12 protein-coding genes are annotated in these 16819 nt (G+C 72.2%); 9 read left to right on the forward strand and 3 right to left on the reverse strand.

The annotated features are described in order from the left end of the window. The 4 genes from SSP24_RS05975 (at window position 1) to SSP24_RS05990 (ending at window position 7842) form a co-directional block, all read left to right on the forward strand. Window positions 1-990 (forward strand): FAD binding domain-containing protein, encoded by a 990-nt coding sequence (locus SSP24_RS05975; protein ID WP_141307706.1) that lies wholly within the window; start codon window positions 1-3, stop codon window positions 988-990. Continuing rightward, window positions 987-3197 carry a xanthine dehydrogenase family protein molybdopterin-binding subunit gene (locus SSP24_RS05980; protein WP_141307707.1) on the forward strand — a complete coding sequence of 737 codons (2211 nt, stop codon included), beginning with the start codon at window positions 987-989 and terminating at the stop codon, window positions 3195-3197. The genes SSP24_RS05975 and SSP24_RS05980 overlap by 4 nt, the downstream gene beginning before the upstream one ends. 60 nt (window positions 3198-3257) lie before the next feature. Beyond that, complete coding sequence (locus SSP24_RS05985) at window positions 3258-3899, forward strand: TetR/AcrR family transcriptional regulator (protein ID WP_141307708.1); 642 nt, start codon at window positions 3258-3260, stop codon at window positions 3897-3899. Window positions 3900-4074: 175 nt separating this feature from the next. Beyond that, window positions 4075-7842, forward strand: a complete 3768-nt coding sequence (locus SSP24_RS05990; protein ID WP_141307709.1) for a S8 family peptidase — start codon at window positions 4075-4077, stop codon at window positions 7840-7842. Between the two features lie 46 nt (window positions 7843-7888). On the opposite strand, the gene SSP24_RS05995 is transcribed toward SSP24_RS05990, so the two are convergent. Together SSP24_RS05995 and SSP24_RS06000 are read right to left on the reverse strand one after the other, a co-directional pair. Beyond that, on the reverse strand, window positions 7889-8878 hold the full coding sequence (locus tag SSP24_RS05995) for a helix-turn-helix domain-containing protein (RefSeq protein ID WP_229864752.1): 990 nt from the start codon (window positions 8876-8878) through the stop codon (window positions 7889-7891). A 116-nt stretch (window positions 8879-8994) separates the two neighbouring features. Then, complete coding sequence (locus SSP24_RS06000) at window positions 8995-10503, reverse strand: IucA/IucC family protein (RefSeq protein ID WP_373306630.1); 1509 nt, start codon at window positions 10501-10503, stop codon at window positions 8995-8997. A 109-nt stretch (window positions 10504-10612) separates the two neighbouring features. On the opposite strand from SSP24_RS06000, the gene SSP24_RS06005 reads away from it, so the two are divergent. From SSP24_RS06005 to SSP24_RS06015, 3 genes are all read left to right on the forward strand, one after another. Further along, complete coding sequence (locus SSP24_RS06005) at window positions 10613-12106, forward strand: IucA/IucC family protein (protein ID WP_141307712.1); 1494 nt, start codon at window positions 10613-10615, stop codon at window positions 12104-12106. A 68-nt stretch (window positions 12107-12174) separates the two neighbouring features. Continuing rightward, entirely contained in the window at window positions 12175-13446 is a 1272-nt protein-coding gene (locus tag SSP24_RS06010; protein ID WP_141307713.1) for a VWA domain-containing protein, read from the forward strand. After that, entirely contained in the window at window positions 13446-14225 is a 780-nt protein-coding gene (locus SSP24_RS06015; RefSeq protein ID WP_141307714.1) for a hypothetical protein, read from the forward strand. The genes SSP24_RS06010 and SSP24_RS06015 overlap by 1 nt, the downstream gene beginning before the upstream one ends. A 44-nt stretch (window positions 14226-14269) precedes the next feature. Here SSP24_RS06015 and SSP24_RS06020 read toward each other — a convergent pair whose 3' ends face one another. Continuing rightward, window positions 14270-14896 (reverse strand): winged helix-turn-helix transcriptional regulator, encoded by a 627-nt coding sequence (locus tag SSP24_RS06020; protein WP_141307715.1) that lies wholly within the window; start codon window positions 14894-14896, stop codon window positions 14270-14272. 81 nt (window positions 14897-14977) lie between these two features. Here SSP24_RS06020 and SSP24_RS06025 point away from each other — a divergent pair, with 81 nt between their 5' ends. Together SSP24_RS06025 and SSP24_RS06030 are read left to right on the forward strand one after the other, a co-directional pair. Then, window positions 14978-16186: a pyridoxal phosphate-dependent aminotransferase gene (locus tag SSP24_RS06025; RefSeq protein WP_141307716.1), complete on the forward strand. Its 1209-nt coding sequence runs from the start codon at window positions 14978-14980 to the stop codon at window positions 16184-16186. A 21-nt stretch (window positions 16187-16207) separates the two neighbouring features. Next, window positions 16208-16810, forward strand: coding sequence for a histidine phosphatase family protein (locus SSP24_RS06030; protein ID WP_141307717.1), 603 nt, complete (start codon window positions 16208-16210; stop codon window positions 16808-16810). Window positions 16811-16819: the final 9 nt, after the last annotated feature.

The raw sequence follows: 16819 nt of genomic DNA on the forward strand, positions 1-16819 counted from the left end.
ATGGATCCCTTCGAATATCTGCGGGCCGCCGATTCCGACCAGGCCGTGGCCGTGGTCACCGAGGACCCCGGTACGTCGTATCTCGCGGGCGGCACCACGCAGTTGGACCTGATGAAGGACGGCGTACTGCATCCGCGTCGGCTCGTCGACATCACCCGCCTTCCGCTCGGCGGCATCACGCACACCGAGTCGGCGGTGCACGTCGGGGCGCTGACCACCATGGAGGAGCTCGCCGCCGATCCCGTGGTGACGGAGCGGCTGCCGTTCGTACGGGAAGCGCTGCTGCTCGGCGCCTCGACGCAGCTGCGCAACATGGCCACCATCGGCGGCAATCTGCTGCAACGCGCCCGGTGCCGCTACTTCCGGGACCCGACCGTGCCCGCCTGCAACAAGCGCAGCCCCGGATCCGGGTGCGCCGCCATCACCGGCGTGCACCGGATGCACGCCATCCTCGGCACCAGCGACCACTGCATCGCCCTGCACGCCTCGGATGTCGCCGTGCCGCTGACCGCCCTCGACGCCGTCGTCCACATCCAGGGCGTGAACGGTCCCCGTGCCGTACCGCTGACGCGCTTCTATTTGCCGCCGGGTGACACCCCGCACATCGAGAACGTGCTCCAGCACGGCGAGTTGATCACCGCGGTCGAGATCCCGCTGCTGCCACGACAGGCGCGTTCCCACTACATCAAGGTCCGCGACCGGGTGTCGTACGAATTCGCGCTGGTCTCGGCCGGTGTGGCGCTGGTGCAGGAGGACGGCGTCATCCGGGAGGCGCGGGTGGGGCTCGGCGGCGTGGGCACCGTGCCCTGGCGGGCCTGGGACGCCGAGGACGTCCTGCGTGACGCGCCCGCGAACGCGGAGACGTTCCTTGCCGCCGCCCGGGCCGCCCTGGTGGGAGCCCGTCCGCTGCCCGGTACCGCGTTCAAGATCGAGCTGGCCCAGCGCACGCTCATCCGCACCCTCGAAACCGTGTCAGGAGCCGAGCAATGACCACGCTCGAAGCCGCCCGGGCCGTCGGTCCCGGCCTGGATCGCGTAGACGCGCCCATGAAGACCACGGGCAGGGCGCCCTACCCCAACGACTTCAGCCTCCCCGGCATGGTGCACGCCTGCCTGGTGCACAGCACCATCGCCGCAGGTCGCGTCCGTGCCATCGACACCACCGCGGCGGAGACCGCGCCCGGAGTCCTGGCCGTCATCACCCATCTGACCGCGCCGCAGCTGGAGCGCGGGCCGATGACGCTGCTGGGCCCGTCCCCGCCGGCCCCGCTCCAGGGCGACCGGATCCTCCACTACGGGCAGCACCTCGCCGTCGTGGTGGCCGCCAGTCCGGAGCAGGCCCGGCACGCCGCGGGGCTGGTGCGCGTCGACTACGAGCCTGCCGAGCCGCTGCTCGACCTCCACGACCCGCGGGCCGCGGTGGTCACCAACCCCTGGGGGCTGGACTCCGACCGTGGCGACATCGCCGCCGGGTTCGCCGCCGCGGACGTGGTCGTCGGCGGCAGCTACACCACCCCGGACAACACCAACAACCCGCTCGGCCTGATGTCCACGGTCGCTGCCTGGAACGGCGACTCGCTCACCGTGCACGACTCGACCCAGTGGCCCCACAACGTCCGCACCACGCTGGCCGCGGTCTTCAAGATCCCCGAGAGCAACGTCCGGGTCCTCGCCCCCTACGTCGGCGGGGGTTTCGGTGCCGGGCTGCGGGTGTGGCCGCATGTGATCCTCACCGTGCTCGCCGCACGCGAGGTGGGCAAGCCGGTCAAGCTCGTGCTCACCCGGCCCGAGATGTTCACCGCCGTGGGTCATCGGCCCTACAGCGCCCAGCAGATCAGGATCGGGGCGACCCGCACCGGAGAGCTGACCGCCATTGAGCACGAGGGCGTCTCCCCCGTGGCGATGGATGACGACGACTACGAACCCGTGTCGGCCTGCTCGGCCGTCTCCTACGCCTGCCCGAACGTCCGGACGCGGGACCGACAGGTGCGGCTGAACATCCCGTGCCCCGGCTCCATGCGGGCGCCGGCCGAGGGGCAGGGCAACTTCGCCCTGGAATCCGCGATCGACGAGCTCGCCCATGAACTCGGCATCGATCCGCTCGAACTGCGCCTGCGGAACTACGCGGAGGAGCATCCGCTGCTCGGGCTGCCCTGGTCCAGCAAGGCGCTGCGGGAGTGCTATCTGCAGGGCGCCGAGCGGTTCGGCTGGTCGCGCCGCGACCCTCGGCCGGGGTCGATGCGGGACGGACGCTGGCTGATCGGTTACGGACTGGCCGGGGTGTCGTACCCGCACTACCAGGTGCCGTGCCAGGCCCGTGCGTCCCTCCACCGCGACGGTTCGGCCGATGTGCGCAGCGCCGCCACCGACATCGGCACGGGCACGTACACGATCATCACGCAGCTGTCGGCGGAACTGCTGGGCCTGGACGTCTCCCGAGTCCACTTCGACCTCGGCGACTCGGACATGCCCTACGCGCCGCAGGCAGGAGGTTCCGGTCTGACCGGCGCGCTGGCGGGCGCCGTTCACGCCGCCTGCCGCCGCCTCGTGCAGGAGTTCCTCGACGTGGTGCGGGACGACCCGGATTCACCGCTGCGGGGAGCGGCGCTCGACGACGTCGCCGTCTCCCAAGGCCGGATCCACCGGATCGGGAACCCGGACCAGGGCGAGTCGTACACGGACATCCTGACCCGCCACGGCCTGGAGGAGCTGAGCGCCGACGGCCGCAGCACACCGCCCCAGCCCGACGCGGCGGGCATGGCCACGGCCGGCGCGTTCGGGGCCAAGTTCGTCGAGGTCCGTGTCGATCCCGACCTGGGGCTGCTGCGGGTGACCCGCGTGGTGTCGGCGATCGACGGCGGGCGCATCCTCAACGAGAAGACCGCCACCAGCCAGATCGTCGGCGGCACGGTGGGCGGCATCGGCCAGGCGATGTTCGAGGAGACCGCCACCGACGCCGGGACCGGACGCATCGCCAACGCCACCTTCGGGGACTACCTGGTGCCGGTCAACGCCGATGTCCCCGACATGGAGGTGATCTTCGTCGGCGGTCCGGACCGGGCAACGCCCGTCGGGACGAAGGGAGTCGGGGAGATCGGGCTGGTCGGTGTGGCGGCGGCCGTCGCGAACGCCGTCCACCACGCCACGGGGCGCCGCATCCGCTCCCTGCCGATCACCATCGACCAGCTCATGCTCTGACGGACGCCATAGGCCCGCCGGGCACTCGGCCTCACCAGGCCGGTTACCTAGGATGAGCCCATGGCTTCCACCACTCGACGACGCTCCAGCGCGGCCGACCGGAGGTCCGCTCTCGAGAAGCGGATCCTGTCCGCGATCGATGAGCTGCTGCGCGAAGGTGTCACCTACACCGAGCTCAGCGTCGAGCAGATCGCGGGCGCCGCCGGGATCTCGCGCTCCACGTTCTATCTGTACTTCCGCGACAAGGTCGACCTGCTGCTCCGGCTGAGCGGCTCGCTCAAGACGGAGAGCCATGCCATCGCCGCTTCCTGGTGGCCCTGCCGTCCGGGCGGCGGGCTCGACGGCCTGGCCCGCACCTACGAGCTGATCCTGCGCCACTACCGCGAGCACGCGGCGCTGCTGTCGGCGATCAACGAGGTGGCCGCGTACGACCCGGCAGTCCGGGAGGCCTGGACCGCCGACCAGGACCGCTTCGTCGACCACGTCGTGGCCGTGCTGAAGGAGGAACAGCGGGCCGGCCGGACTCCCGCGGACATCGACCCCGCCCTGACCGCCAGAATCATCGTCCAGGGAGGCGGCCAGGTCATCGCTCAGCAGGTGGCCGACGGCGACGTCAGCGACGACGCGGCCGTCGCCCGCGAACTGGCGAACGGTTACTGGTACGGCGTCTACCGCCGCGCCCCGCAGCCGACTGCTGACTGAGGCCCAGGGCACCGCCGAAGCTCCGCATACGTGACCGTGCCCCGGCCTTCGGCCGTGGCGCCGTTGGGACATGTCTCATGCGTGCCACACGAATGCAGTGACACGCCTTCCAACCGCACCGGATTCTGTCCTGCGCATGACCACCTTATTGCGCTGAGTGGAAGGCCTGGGACAGATGAGAAGAACCCGCCTGGTTGCGGCGGCAGCGTTGGGGCTCGTACTGAGCACCAGTGCCGTGGCACCGGTGTCCGCGCGCTCCGCCGCCGCGGACGGTGCCACGGCCGCTGTGGCCCCCACAGGGAAGGCCGCCACGGTGCGGCTGATCACCGGTGACCGTGTCACGGTCACCACGGACGCCGCCGGCAGACGGACCGCCGCGGTCCAACCCGGCCCGGGGCGCAAGGGAGTGGTGTTCCGCACCGTCGAGCAGAACGGCAGGCTGTCCGTCATTCCGTCGGACGCCTCGAACGGTGTCGCGACCGGACAGCTGGATCGTGAACTCTTCGACGTGACCGCGCTCATCGCCCAGCAGTACGACGAGGCGCACACCGACGCGCTGCCGGTGATCGTGCGGAACGCGGCGGGCCTGACGGACGGCGCCACGCGCCGGCTCACCGCTCTCGCCGACGACGACTCCCCCACCCGGCTCGACAGCATCGGAGCGCTGTCGCTCCGGGTCGGTGAGGACGACCTCGGCCGGTTCTGGCAGCAGTTGGCGGCCGGCGGCGCGCCGGACGGCGCCCGCGGGAGCCAGGCACCGCAGGTGTGGCTGGACAGCCGGGTCCGTCCCGTCCTGGACCGGAGCACCGCCCAGATCGGGGCGCCCGCCGCCTGGCAGAGCGGGCTGCGGGGCGAGTCCGTCAAGGTCGCCGTCCTGGACACCGGAGCGGACGCGTCCCATCCCGACCTGGCCGGCCGGATCGCCAAGGCCGAGGACTTCTCCGGCAGCGCCGGCACCGGCGACGCCTTCGGCCACGGCACCCACGTGGCCTCGATCGTCGCCGGCAGCGGCGCCGCGTCCGGCGGCACCCGCAAGGGCGTGGCACCGGAGGCCGACCTGCTGATCGGCAAGGTCCTCGGCGACGACGGTTACGGCACCGAGTCCCAGGTGGTCGCCGGTATGGAGTGGGCGGCTGCCCAGGGCGCCGAGGTGGTCAACATGAGCCTCGGCTCGGAGGGGGCCAGCGATGGGCAGGACCCGATGAGTCTGGCCCTGAACGCGCTGACCGAGAGCACCGGTGCGCTCTTCGTGGTGGCGGCCGGCAACGCCGGTGAGCAGGGGCAGAGCACCGTCGGCTCGCCCGGCGCCGCGGACGCGGCCCTCACCGTCGGCGCGGTCGACCGCGACGACGTCCTCGCCTCGTTCTCCAGCCGGGGCCCGCGGGCCGGGGACAAGGCGGTCAAGCCCGATGTCACCGCGCCCGGGGTCGGGATCGTGGCGGCACGTGCGGCCGGCACGACGATGGGCCACCCGGTCGACGCGCACTACGTCGCGGCGTCCGGTACGTCGATGGCCACCCCGCATGTCGCGGGCGTCGCGGCTCTCCTCGCTCAGCGGCACCCGGACTGGGGCCCGGAGCGGCTGAAGGACGCGCTGGTGAGCACCTCCCGCACGGTCGTCGGCCAGAAGGTCACCGAACAGGGCGGTGGCCGCGTCGACGTCGCCGCCGCCGTGCTGGGACCGTTGACCGCCACCGGCACCGTCGCTCTCGGCACGTACGAGACCGGTAACGGCAGCCCACGTTCGACGAAGGTCCGCTACACCAACCACTCCGGCGAGGACCTCACGCTCGCGCTCGACGTCCGGCTGGCCACCACCGCGGGCCGTGAGGTCGCCGACGGTGCGGTGCGCCCCGGCACGGATTCGCTGCGGGTCGCGGCGGGCCAGACCGTCGAAGTGCCCGTGACGGTCGACCCTTCCCGCCTCCAGCGAGGCGCCTACTACGGCTATGCGACCGCCACTTCCGCCGACGGCGAGGTGAAGGTCCACACCACGCTGAGCCTGCTGGTCAAGGGACCCGTCCATCGCCTGACGGTCACCACCTACGACCGCCAGGGCAACCGCTCCGGCGCACTGCCGACGATCTGGGGAACCGACGGCTTCGTCCGGTACGTCGACGAGGACCGGGGCATCGCCGAGGTCGAGGAAGGCACCTACCAGCTCGATCTTCCCTCCATCGCATCGGACGGCTCGGAGCTGCGCCATGTGATCCTGCCCGAGGTGAAGGTGACCAAGGACATGGCGGTCACGCTCGACGAGCGCAAGACCACCAAGGTGGAGATCCGCACCCCGCGTCCGGCGGAACAGCGCGGCATCGTGCACTACCAGATGCACCGGGTGATCGACGGGGTCGGTCTGACGCAGGGCGTCATGTACTTCGACAGCGCCGAACGGATCTACGTCAGCCCCACCGCCGAAGTCACCGACGGCACCTTCGAGTTCGCCTCCCGCTGGCAGCTCGTCGCACCACTGCTCCGGGCCGAGGTCCCCGGGTCCGGGATCGACCTGCGGGCCTACTACATGCCGCAGTCCCCGCTCTTCGGCGACCGGGGCCGGCGCCTGACCGCCGTCGACGCGGGGGATCTGTCCGCGCCGCGCTTCGACCGCGCCCGCGGCAAGCTCGCCGTGGTCACCAACCGCGACAACATCTACGAGCCGGACACGCTGACGAAGGCCGCCGAGGCCGGGGTCGCGGCCGTGGCCCTCGTCCACTTCAGCGACCAGCCGTGGACCCGTTGGGAGCCCGACGGCGACCGCTGGGCGCTGCCCACCGTCAGGATCGGCGCCGACGCGGGCGCCGAGCTGCTGGCCCGCATCGAGGACCGCAGGACGCAGGTGCACTTCACGGGCACCGCCCGCAGTCCGTACCTGTACGACGTCATGCAGATCTCCTCGCAGCGCATCCCCAGCAAGGTGGTGCACACCGTCACGGAGGACAACAGCGCCGTCATCCGCACGACGTACGCCGACAACGGCGGTACGCCGTGGGCCTCCGAACAGCGGTTCGCCCGCCGTCCCTACCAGGACTTCGCGTGGCTGCAGTACTCCCGGCACGTCCCGACCGGTTTCGAGCGCACCGAGTACGTCTCGGCGGGGGACACCGCCTGGGAGCACAAGGTGCACCACGAGACCGTCAGCCCGGATCGCGAACTGACGGTCGGGATGCGCAGCGCCCCGCGCACCTACCGTGCCGGTGAGCAGCTGCGGGAGACCTGGAACGGCTCGGTCGTGCGTCCGTCGATCCCGCGCGGCGCCGGTCTCGCCTCCGTCCGCGACGGGAACGTCCTCTCCCTGCGCATACCGGAGTTCACCGACTCGACGTCCGGGCACTGGTCACGCAAGCTCGAGAGCTCGGGCGGCGATGGCGGCATCGGAACGGGCGCCGGCACCTCCCAGCAGGGCGACACGGCGAAGGCGGTCCTGCTCCGCGACGGCAAGAAGATCGCCGAGGCGGGCAGCGCCTGGACGGACTTCGAGGTACCCGCCGGGACGGCCGACTACCGGCTGGACCTGTCGACCAGCCGGGCGTCGGACGAGTGGGCCTACGGCACCGCGACCCAGACGTCCTGGTCGTTCCGATCCGCGGCCGGCGGCGAGGCGAAGCTGCTCCCGCTGCTCCAGCTCGACTACGACGTTCCGGTGGACGAGCGCAACGAGGTCAAGTCCGGCCGTACGCATGCCGTTCGGCTGGCGGTCCGCGCCCAGGACGGGCTGGCCGCGCCCAAGGGCGTGGTGATGAAGGTCGAGGCGTCGTACGACGACGGCCGGAGCTGGAGCCGGACCTCGCTGCGTGACAGAGGGGCAGGCGCCTTCGACGCGACCGTCACACGGCCGACCGGCGTACGCGGCGACGCGTACGTGACGCTGCGGGTGACCGCCCGCGACGCGGCCGGCAACAGCGTGCGGCAGACCGTCACCCGGGCCTACCTCCACCGAGGCTGACCCGGCAAGCGGTGCGGCCGGCGACCGTCGGCCGCACCGCTTGGGCTCAGATCCAGTTGCGGCGTGCGGCGTGCCAGCCGAGCTGCATCCTGGTGGCGACTCCGGCGAGACTCATCAGGCCCTGGATGCGGCGCTGGACGGTGCGACGGCTGATGCGGAGCTGGCCGGCGATGGCCTCGTCGGTGAGGCCGGTGACCATCAGCGACAGCAGATGCCTGTCGTCCGCCGTGAGCGCGGCGGAGTCGCTCGCCGCGGCGGATCCGCCGAGCCGGCCCTCCGGCGTCACATGCAGGGGAACCCCGATCTCCCAGTAGCGCTCGAACAACGCCACCAGCGCCACCAGCAGGCTGCTGCCGCGGATGACGACGGCCGTCACCTCGCGGGGGTCGCTCGCCGGACCGGCCGGTGCCAGCGGGCAGACCGCCAGGCACCGGTCGGCGACGGCCATCCGCAGCGGCAGCGCGGGCACGGCCCGCGCGACCTCACCCGCCCGCACGGCCCTGACTACGTTGTCAACGGCGCCCGCGTCGTCGAAGAACGCCTGCTCGTACAGGACCCGGTAGCCGACCCCGGCGGCCAGGGCGTCGAACTCGGCCTGGTTCGTGCCCGACGGCATGGCGAGGTACTGGGCCTTGCAGAACCACAGCAGTTCGTGGCGGGCGCCGGCCTGGACCTGCCGCAGACGCTGGCGCAACGCCTCGGCCCCGGTGACGATCTCGATGACTTGGCCCGCGTCACGGGTCCAGGCGTGCCGCTGATAGGACTCCATGAGTTCGACGACGACGGCACGAGCCTTGAACAGGTCAAGGGCGTGGCGTTCGAGCCGCGGAAGCAGCGTCACATCGGGCGGGTTGGCGGCGAACCGCCCCGGAGCCCCCTCCACAGGGCGTGCCAGGCCCTTCTCCTCCAACGCCGCGAGCAGCCGCTGGGCGGTCCCGGCATCGAGGCCCGTCGCAGTGGACACATCGTTCGCCGACGCCGTGACGGTGACGACGAGGGCGCGGTACGCATCGGTCTCGGCGTCCGTGAGACCCACCGGCTCCAGCATGCTCTGCCTTTCCGCCCCTGGCCGGCCACGCCGACGCCGTCCACTGCCACGACGTGCAGCTCACCGGCCAGGATAAATCAGGCGCCCGGGCGGGTGATCGGCGGTCACCCGCCGGCCAGCGGGTTGGGCAGCGGCCGGTAGCGGGCGTCGGCGCCGTCGGCGCCCGTCCAGCGCAGCAGCAGGTTCGTCTTGGCGGGGAGCGTGGGTGCGGTGAGCAGGGCGGCGATCTCGGGCAGGTCGTGCCGGCCCAGTTCGCGGCGGACGGCGGGCCAGGGGTCCAGCCCGCCGTGCCGTTCGGCGAGTGCCCCGGCCAGCTCGGCCAGGTGGTTGACGACCAGGCAGTACACCAGCCGCTCCCACCCGGCCGCCCGCGACACGTCCGGCAGCAGCTTCACCCCCTCGGCGTCCCGGAACAGCGCCTGCACCGGTGTCCCGTCGGCGTCACAGGCGACCAGCGAGTTCTGCAGATGCGCTTCGAGTACGACGCCGTGGTCGGCGAAGGCCGCGAGGACCGGGGGCACCACCTGGCGCAGATACGCCTCCCACCAGCACGCCGGGTCCGCCGGACCGTCCAGCGGGCTGCCCGCGAAGCCCTCCACCAGCCCGGCGGCGAGGAACGGGGTCGCGCCGGGCAGGACGTGGCCGCGTACCCCGTCGCGGACCAGGACGGCGAGCTCCTCGAAGGCGAAGTCGGCGGTGCGATAGCCCCGGTCGGTCAGCCAGGCCGCCGTACCGCCCGCGAAGGCCCCGGTCACGGCGGCGTCGGTGCGGCGCAGCTTGAGCAGGTCGTGCCGCCACAGCCGCCGTACGTCGTTGGTGATGCGCACATCGAGGCTGAACTTGAGGAAGAGGTCGCGCTCCGGGGCGTACACCGTGCGGATCGCGGCCGTGGGCCAGACCGGGGATGCGGTGGTGTCCAGGCGGATCAGCCGGCCGTCGGCGAAGGCGGGGGCGAGGTCGCGGGCGGTCAGGTCGAGCTGCCAGGGGTGGGCGGGCAGCATCCGGTAGCCGGGCGGGGGCTGGCCGAGGGTGTCGAGCGCCGAGGTGTCGCCCTCCTCCACGACGGTGTCCTCGCGCACCCCGAGCAGCACGAGCGGGAAGCGGGCGTGCGCCTCGGGGGCGTAGGGCAGCCAGGCGGCGACCGGGCCGCCGCCGCGCGCCTTGGGGGCGGGGTGGTGGGGGTGGCCGGTGATCAGGGACTGCTCGGAGCGCAGATAGGGGTCGTCGGGCGGGGTGGCACGCGCGCGTGCGGTGAGGAGCGCGGCGACGGCGTCCCGGCTGTCGAGCATCTCGGCGGGCAGTTCGTGGTTGGACAGGCCGGTGTGGCGGCGCAGTTCCTCGGTGACGAGCTTGACGAGTTCGGTGTGGTCGAGGCGGTGCCAGCCGTGCGGCGTGTACACCTCGGGTGCGGTGGGCCGCCGGCCGCCGCGCACCCGCAGCAGCCGGTCACCGCCGGGCAGCCGGTAGACCCCCTCCCGGCCGGGCAGCGGGTGCGCCACCTCGCGCAGCAGACAGTTGAGCAGCGGCGCGGCCGCGTACGCGTCGGCCAGATCGGCGACGTCGGCACGGACTGCCGCGTCGACGGCTGGGGGGCTGAGGTCCACGCGTTCCACTCGTTCCCTACGGTTCATTGGTGCGGAGACGATCAGTATCGCTGTCGTCACGCCCCGCCGTGACCGCCGGTCGCGCCGTCCCGCCCCGACTCGCCCGAGGAGCCCGCCCGTGCCCCGTCCCCTCACCGCCGAGGCCGAGGTCGCCGACGAACTGTCCGTCGTCCGCCCGGACCTCGCCGCGCGGTACGCGGCCGAACTGCCGGCCGCCCGGGCGGCCGTACTGACGCGCCTGTGGCGGGCGCTCGCCCATGAGCCGCTCCCCTGGGTCGAAAGCCGCACCCCGAGCGGGGAGGGCGTCACGCTGCGCCTGCGCGACGGACGCCGGCTGCACGGACCCGCCCCGGACCCGTACGCGACCGCCGCCTACGTCACGGCCGTACGGCTCGACGACGTGGCGCAGGACCGTCCGGCACGGCTGATGACGGACCTCGCCGTACCGCACGGTGCGGACCTCGCCGCCGAACTCGACCACAGTGTCGCCTCACTCGCCCTGTCAAGGGCTGGACAGCCGCCTCACCCGGAAGAGTGGCCGGGAAGCGACTGGGAGTGGGAGCAGCGGGTGGTGGACGGGCATCCGTACCACCCCAACTGCCGCTCGCGGCCCGGTTTCTCGGTCGCCGAGCAACTCGCCCACGCGCCCGAGCACCGCCCGCTGGTGGGGCTCGGGCTGGTGCCGGTCCCGGCAGAGACGTGCCTGGTCACGGGTGCGTGGCCGGAGCAGCTGCGGGACGGGCGGCGGGTGCTGATCCCGGTGCATCCGTGGCAGGCCGCGCATGTGCTGAAACGGCCGTGCGAGGAGCGGCTCACCGGGCATCCGCTGATGTCCCTGCGCACCCTCGCCCTGGACGGCGGAGTACACGTCAAAACCGCGCTCAGCGCGCGTCTGACGTCGTCCGTGCGGGACATCTCGGTGCCGTCGGTCGCCGCGTCCATGACCCTGTCGGCGTTCGCGGCGCAGCTGGCGGCACGCACCGACGGCCTGCTGCACATCACGCGCACGCTGGGCGCGGTCACGGACGGGTCGCCGGACCTGGCGGCCGTGCTGCGGGAGTCGCCGCAGGAGTACGGGGGTCCCGGTGAGCGGGTGCTGCCGGTGGCCGCGCTGGCGACCACCGAACTGCCCGACTCCGCCGAATGGCTGGGTGAGTTCGCCCGGCTCGCTCTTGCCGTCGGGCTGCGGCTGCTGGAGCTGGGCGTGGCGCTGGAGGCGCACGGCCAGAACCTCCTCGTCGTGCTGTCCGCGACCGGCGCCCCGGTACGGCTGGTCTACCGCGACCTGGCCGACATCCGCGTCAGCCCGGCCCGTCTGGCCCGGCACGGCATCCCCGTCCCGGAACTGCCCGCCCGGATCCTCACGGACGACGTGACGACGCTGCGGCGCAAGCTGTTCGGGTCGCTGGTGGCGGGCGCCCTGGCCGGGACCGCCGGGTCGGGGGCGGCGCTGCGGACGGCGCTGGAGACGGCCGTACGAGACCTGCCGCGCACCCCTGACCTCGCCGCGTTGTGCGAAGAGCCGCTACCCACCAAGGCGCTGACACTGATGCGGCTGTCGCCGGGGACGGTCGGCGATCTGTGGACGGAGCTGCCCAATCCGCTGCTGTGACCGGCCGTTTCCGAGCAGGACGATCTTCCGTTTTGGAGCCCGACACCTCTGATCAATAAGATCCGCCGATGATCACAAGACAACGGCTGGCGGCAGGGGCAAGCGCCCTGTTCGCCGCGCTGGCGGCCGGGATCGCCCTCCCGTCGACAGCGCTCGCCGACGAGACCACGGCCGCCGCGCCCAAGGTCAACCTCGTACTGGACGTCAGCGGCTCGATGCGGGCGCGGGACATCGACGGCCAGTCGCGGATGGCGGCGGCGAAGCAGGCGTTCAACGAGGTGCTGGACGCCACGCCCGAGGACGTACAGCTCGGCATCCGCACCCTCGGCGCCAACTACCCCGGCGACGACCGGAAGACGGGCTGCAAGGACACCGCGCAGCTGTACCCGGTCGGCCCGCTGGACCGCACCGAGGCCAAGGCGGCGGTGGCCACGCTGGCGCCGACCGGCTGGACCCCGATCGGACCGGCGCTGCTGAAGGCGGCCGACGACCTCGACGGTGGCACCGGCTCCAAGCGGATCGTGCTGATCAGCGACGGCGAGGACACCTGCGCCCCGCTCGACCCGTGCGAGGTGGCCCGCGAGATCGCCGCCAAGGGCATCGGTCTCACCATCGACACGCTCGGCCTGGTGCCCAACACCAAGATGCGCCAGCAGCTCAGCTGTATCGCCGAGGCGACCGGCGGCACCTACACCTCGGTCGAGCACACCGACGAACTCACCGATCGCGTCAACCAGTTGGTGGACCGGGCGGCCGATCCGGTGGTGACGCCGGTGGCCACCGAGGGCACGGAGCGGTGCGCGCAGGCGCCGACACTGAGGTCCGGGCTGTACACGGACCGCGAGGAGTTCGGGCAGCAGCGCTGGTACCGGGTGGACGTGCTGCCCGGCCAGGAACTGCGCGCCTCGGTGAGCGTGTCGGCGGACCGGGACGTCAATCCGGCCTACGGCGTGCTGCTGCGGGCGGTCACGGTGAAGGGCCGCGAGATCGTGCGGGGCGAGGCGGCGGGCAACGGCCGTACGGATGTGATCTCCACCGGGCTGCGCCACCCGAAGGCCGAGCGCGACGATGTGGACGCCGACAAGCCCGCGGCCGAGACCGTGTGTCTCCAGGTCACCCACTCCTTCTCGGCGGCCGCCGGTGTGAAGACCACGCCCGGGCTGCCGCTGGAGCTGACGATCGACGTCGTCGACGGGCCCTCGCCGTCGAGCGATGTGGCCGCGTTCGGCCTCGGGCGCGGCTGGTGGCTGCTCGGCGCCCTCGTCCTGACCGGTTTCGTCGCCGGTCTGCTGTGGGGCTGGCTGTCGCGCTGGCGGGTCGCGGTCTGGAGGACCAACTGATGCGTATCGTGAGGGCTTTGGGCGCGGCGCTGCTGGCGCTGGGCTGGGCCGTTTCCCCGGCTGTGGCCGACTCCCCGTCGCCGAGCCCGTCGGACGACAGCGCGGCCCCGACCGAGGCGGGCACGTCGTTCCGTACGGCGGCCGAGTTCGAGCCGGGACAGACGGCCACGGCGGACGGCTCCGCGGGCGACTACCTGTACTGGTCGTTCCCCGCGGACGCCGGTCAGCGTCCCACCGTCGAGGCGACGGTGAAACTGCCGGACACGCACGCCGCCCAGACCTGGCAGATCGACGTGTACGACGGTCTGCGGCGCCGCCAGGCCTGCCAGTACGGATCCCAGACGCGGACCGCCGCCCAGGGCGCGGCCTCCGTGGAGCTGGCCTGCACGCTGCGCAGGGTCCGTGCCTGGTCGGAGCCGTGGGCGAACGACCCGCTGCCGGGCACGTACTACATCCGCCTCACGGCGGTGGGCCTGCCGACGTCGGACCTGGGGCTGCCGGTGAGCGCCGAGGTGCGGGTCGAGGGCAAGGAGATCGGCGGCGCGGCGGCGGTGGACGGGGCGCTGGCCGAGCCGCTGGTGCCGGGCGTGGCCGTCAAGCCGGAGGCGGAGCAGGAGGATTCCGCCGTCCTGTCGAGCATCGAACCCGAGGACGGCTGGACCTCCGGCTGGTGGTCCGACCGGTGGGTGTGGACCGCGGTGGGCGGTGCGCTGGCGGCGCTGGCCGGGGTCGGGGGGTATGCGCTGACGCGGGGCTCGGGGCGACCGACCCGCGCCTGATGCCGTATCAGAAGGCCCGCCCGGTACGGGCCTTCTGCCTTTCCTCACGCCTCCCGCAAGGCCTTGGCCGGCGTGCCGTCACCGCTCACCGTGATACGCCCGTCCCGCACCGCGTCGATCACACTCACCTCGCCGCGGCCGACCGACGTACAGGTGGCGGTGTCGAGAACCAGCACGGCGTCGGGTTCGCCCTGCGCGGGCCCGTCGCCGTACACGGGCCCGTCCTCGGCACCGACGTACAGGTGGAAGTCCCCCTCCTCCAGCCGCACTTCGACGAGCCCCTCCCCCTCCAGCGCCCGCAGCAAGGGCAGCGCGAACCAGTGGGCGCGGACCGCGTCCGTGGGCCGTCGCTCGCCGAGCTCGGCCTGCCCCCAGGCGCCCAGCGCCTGCAGCACCGGTAGCAACTCCCGCCCGCGCGGGGTGAGTTCGTAGACGTACGCCGCACCGGGCGGCGGCAACCGGCGCCTGGTCGTCAGCCCGTCGCGCTCCATGTCCTTCAGCCGGGACGCCAGTACGTCCGTGCTGACGCCCGGCAGGTCCGCGTGCAGGTCCGTATAGCGGCGCGCGCCGGCGAGGAGTTCGCGGACGATCAGCAGGGTCCAGCGGTCGCCGACGACATCGAGCGCGCGGGCGGCGGAGCAGTACTGGTCGTAGCTTCGACGAGGTGACATGCGACGCAGTCTAGACATGTCGTTGGACTTTCCAAGCTCGAACTTGGTAAAACCAAGCAACACCAGTTACCGGAGGGGCGCATGGAGTTCCGGCAGTCGAGCAAGCTCAGCGAGGTCTGTTACGAGATCCGCGGCCCGGTGATAGAGCACGCCAACGCGCTGGAGGAGGCGGGCCACAGCGTGCTGCGCCTCAACACCGGCAACCCCGCCCTGTTCGGCTTCGAGGCCCCGGAGGAGATCCTTCAGGACATGATCCGGATGCTGCCGCAGGCGCACGGCTACACCGACTCGCGCGGCATCCTCTCCGCCCGCCGCGCGGTCGCCCAGCGCTACCAGACGCTCGGCCTGGAGGTCGGCGTCGACGACGTGTTCCTCGGCAACGGCGTCTCCGAGCTGGTCTCCATGGCCGTACAGGCGCTGCTGGAGGACGGCGACGAGGTCCTGATCCCCGCCCCCGACTTCCCGCTGTGGACGGCGGTGACCACGCTCGCGGGCGGCAAGGCGGTGCACTACCTGTGCGACGAGCAGGCCGACTGGTACCCCGACCTGGACGACATGGCCTCGAAGATCACGGACCGCACGAAGGCCGTGGTCATCATCAACCCGAACAACCCCACGGGTGCGGTGTACCCGAAGGAGATCATCGAGGGCATCCTCGACCTGGCCCGCCGCCACGGACTGATGGTGCTCGCCGACGAGATCTACGACCAGATCCTGTACGACGACGCCGTGCACCACTCGACCGCGGCGCTCGCGCCCGACCTGGTGGTCCTGACCTTCTGCGGCCTGTCGAAGACGTACCGGGTGGCGGGCTTCCGTTCCGGCTGGCTGGTGGTGACGGGCCCGAGGCAGCACGCGAAGGACTATCTGGAGGGCCTGACCATGCTGGCCTCCATGCGGCTGTGCTCCAACGCGCCCGCGCAGTACGCGATTCAGGCGGCGCTCGGCGGCCGGCAGTCCATCCACGAGCTGACCGCGCCGGGCGGCAGGCTGCACGAACAGCGCGATGTGGCGTGGGAGAAGCTCAACGAGATCCCCGGGGTGTCGTGCGTGAAGCCGAAGGGCGCGCTGTACGCGTTCCCGCGGCTCGATCCCAAGGTGCACCGGATCCACGACGACGAGAAGTTCGTCCTGGACCTGCTGCTGCGGGAGAAGATCCAAGTCGTGCAGGGCACGGGCTTCAACTGGCCGACGCCGGATCACTTCCGGATCCTGACGTTGCCGCACGCGGATGATCTGGAGGCGGCGATCGGGCGGATCGGGCGGTTCCTCAGCGGGTACCGGCAGTAGCGGCCACATACCGTGTGCCGCATGGGTGATCTATTGCTGGTGCGGCACGGAGAGACCGAGTGGTCGCGGTCCGGGCGGCACACCGGACTGACGGACGTCCCGCTGACCGAGCACGGCCGCGAGGAGGCGCGCGGGCTGGTGCCGCTGATCCGGTCGCACCGGATCGGGGCCTGCTTCGTCAGTCCGTTGCAGCGGGCGCGGGAGACGGCCGAGCTCATCGGGCTGCACGGCGCGGTGCGGGTGGACACGGATCTGCGGGAGTGGGACTACGGGGGCTACGAGGGAATCACCACCGTCGAGATCCAGCGGGAGCGGCCCGGCTGGTTCCTGTTCACGGACGGGGTGACGCCCGGGCCACCGGAACACCCCGGGGAGAGCGTGGAGCAGGTCGGGGCGCGGGCCGACCGGATGCTGGGCAAGGTGGACGCCGCCCTCGCCAACACCGAGGGCGTGGTGGTGCTGGTGTCGCACGGGCACTTCCTGCGGGTGCTGACCGCCCGACGGCTCGGGCTGCCACCGGCGGACGGTGCCCTGTTCCAGCTGGCGACGGGGACGGTGTGCCGACTGGGCACGGAGCATGGGCGGCCGGTGATCGCGGCGTGGAATGTCAGACCCGGCTCGTAGCCTTCCAAG

Origin of the sequence: Streptomyces spinoverrucosus (assembly GCF_006539505.1) — a bacterium.
Classification (GTDB): Bacteria; Actinomycetota; Actinomycetes; order Streptomycetales; family Streptomycetaceae; genus Streptomyces; species Streptomyces spinoverrucosus.

Bases quoted from the DNA above. Each gene is read 5' to 3' on its own strand.
- SSP24_RS05985 (WP_141307708.1), top strand. From the start codon at position 3,258: ATGGCTTCCACCACTCGACGACGCTCCAGCGCGGCCGACCGGAGGTCC.
- SSP24_RS06020 (WP_141307715.1), bottom strand. From the start codon at position 14,896: ATGTCACCTCGTCGAAGCTACGACCAGTACTGCTCCGCCGCCCGCGCG.
- SSP24_RS06010 (WP_141307713.1), top strand. From the start codon at position 12,175: ATGATCACAAGACAACGGCTGGCGGCAGGGGCAAGCGCCCTGTTCGCC.
- SSP24_RS06015 (WP_141307714.1), top strand. From the start codon at position 13,446: ATGCGTATCGTGAGGGCTTTGGGCGCGGCGCTGCTGGCGCTGGGCTGG.
- SSP24_RS05990 (WP_141307709.1), top strand. From the start codon at position 4,075: ATGAGAAGAACCCGCCTGGTTGCGGCGGCAGCGTTGGGGCTCGTACTG.
- SSP24_RS05980 (WP_141307707.1), top strand. From the start codon at position 987: ATGACCACGCTCGAAGCCGCCCGGGCCGTCGGTCCCGGCCTGGATCGC.
- SSP24_RS05975 (WP_141307706.1), top strand. From the start codon at position 1: ATGGATCCCTTCGAATATCTGCGGGCCGCCGATTCCGACCAGGCCGTG.
- SSP24_RS06025 (WP_141307716.1), top strand. From the start codon at position 14,978: ATGGAGTTCCGGCAGTCGAGCAAGCTCAGCGAGGTCTGTTACGAGATC.
- SSP24_RS06030 (WP_141307717.1), top strand. From the start codon at position 16,208: ATGGGTGATCTATTGCTGGTGCGGCACGGAGAGACCGAGTGGTCGCGG.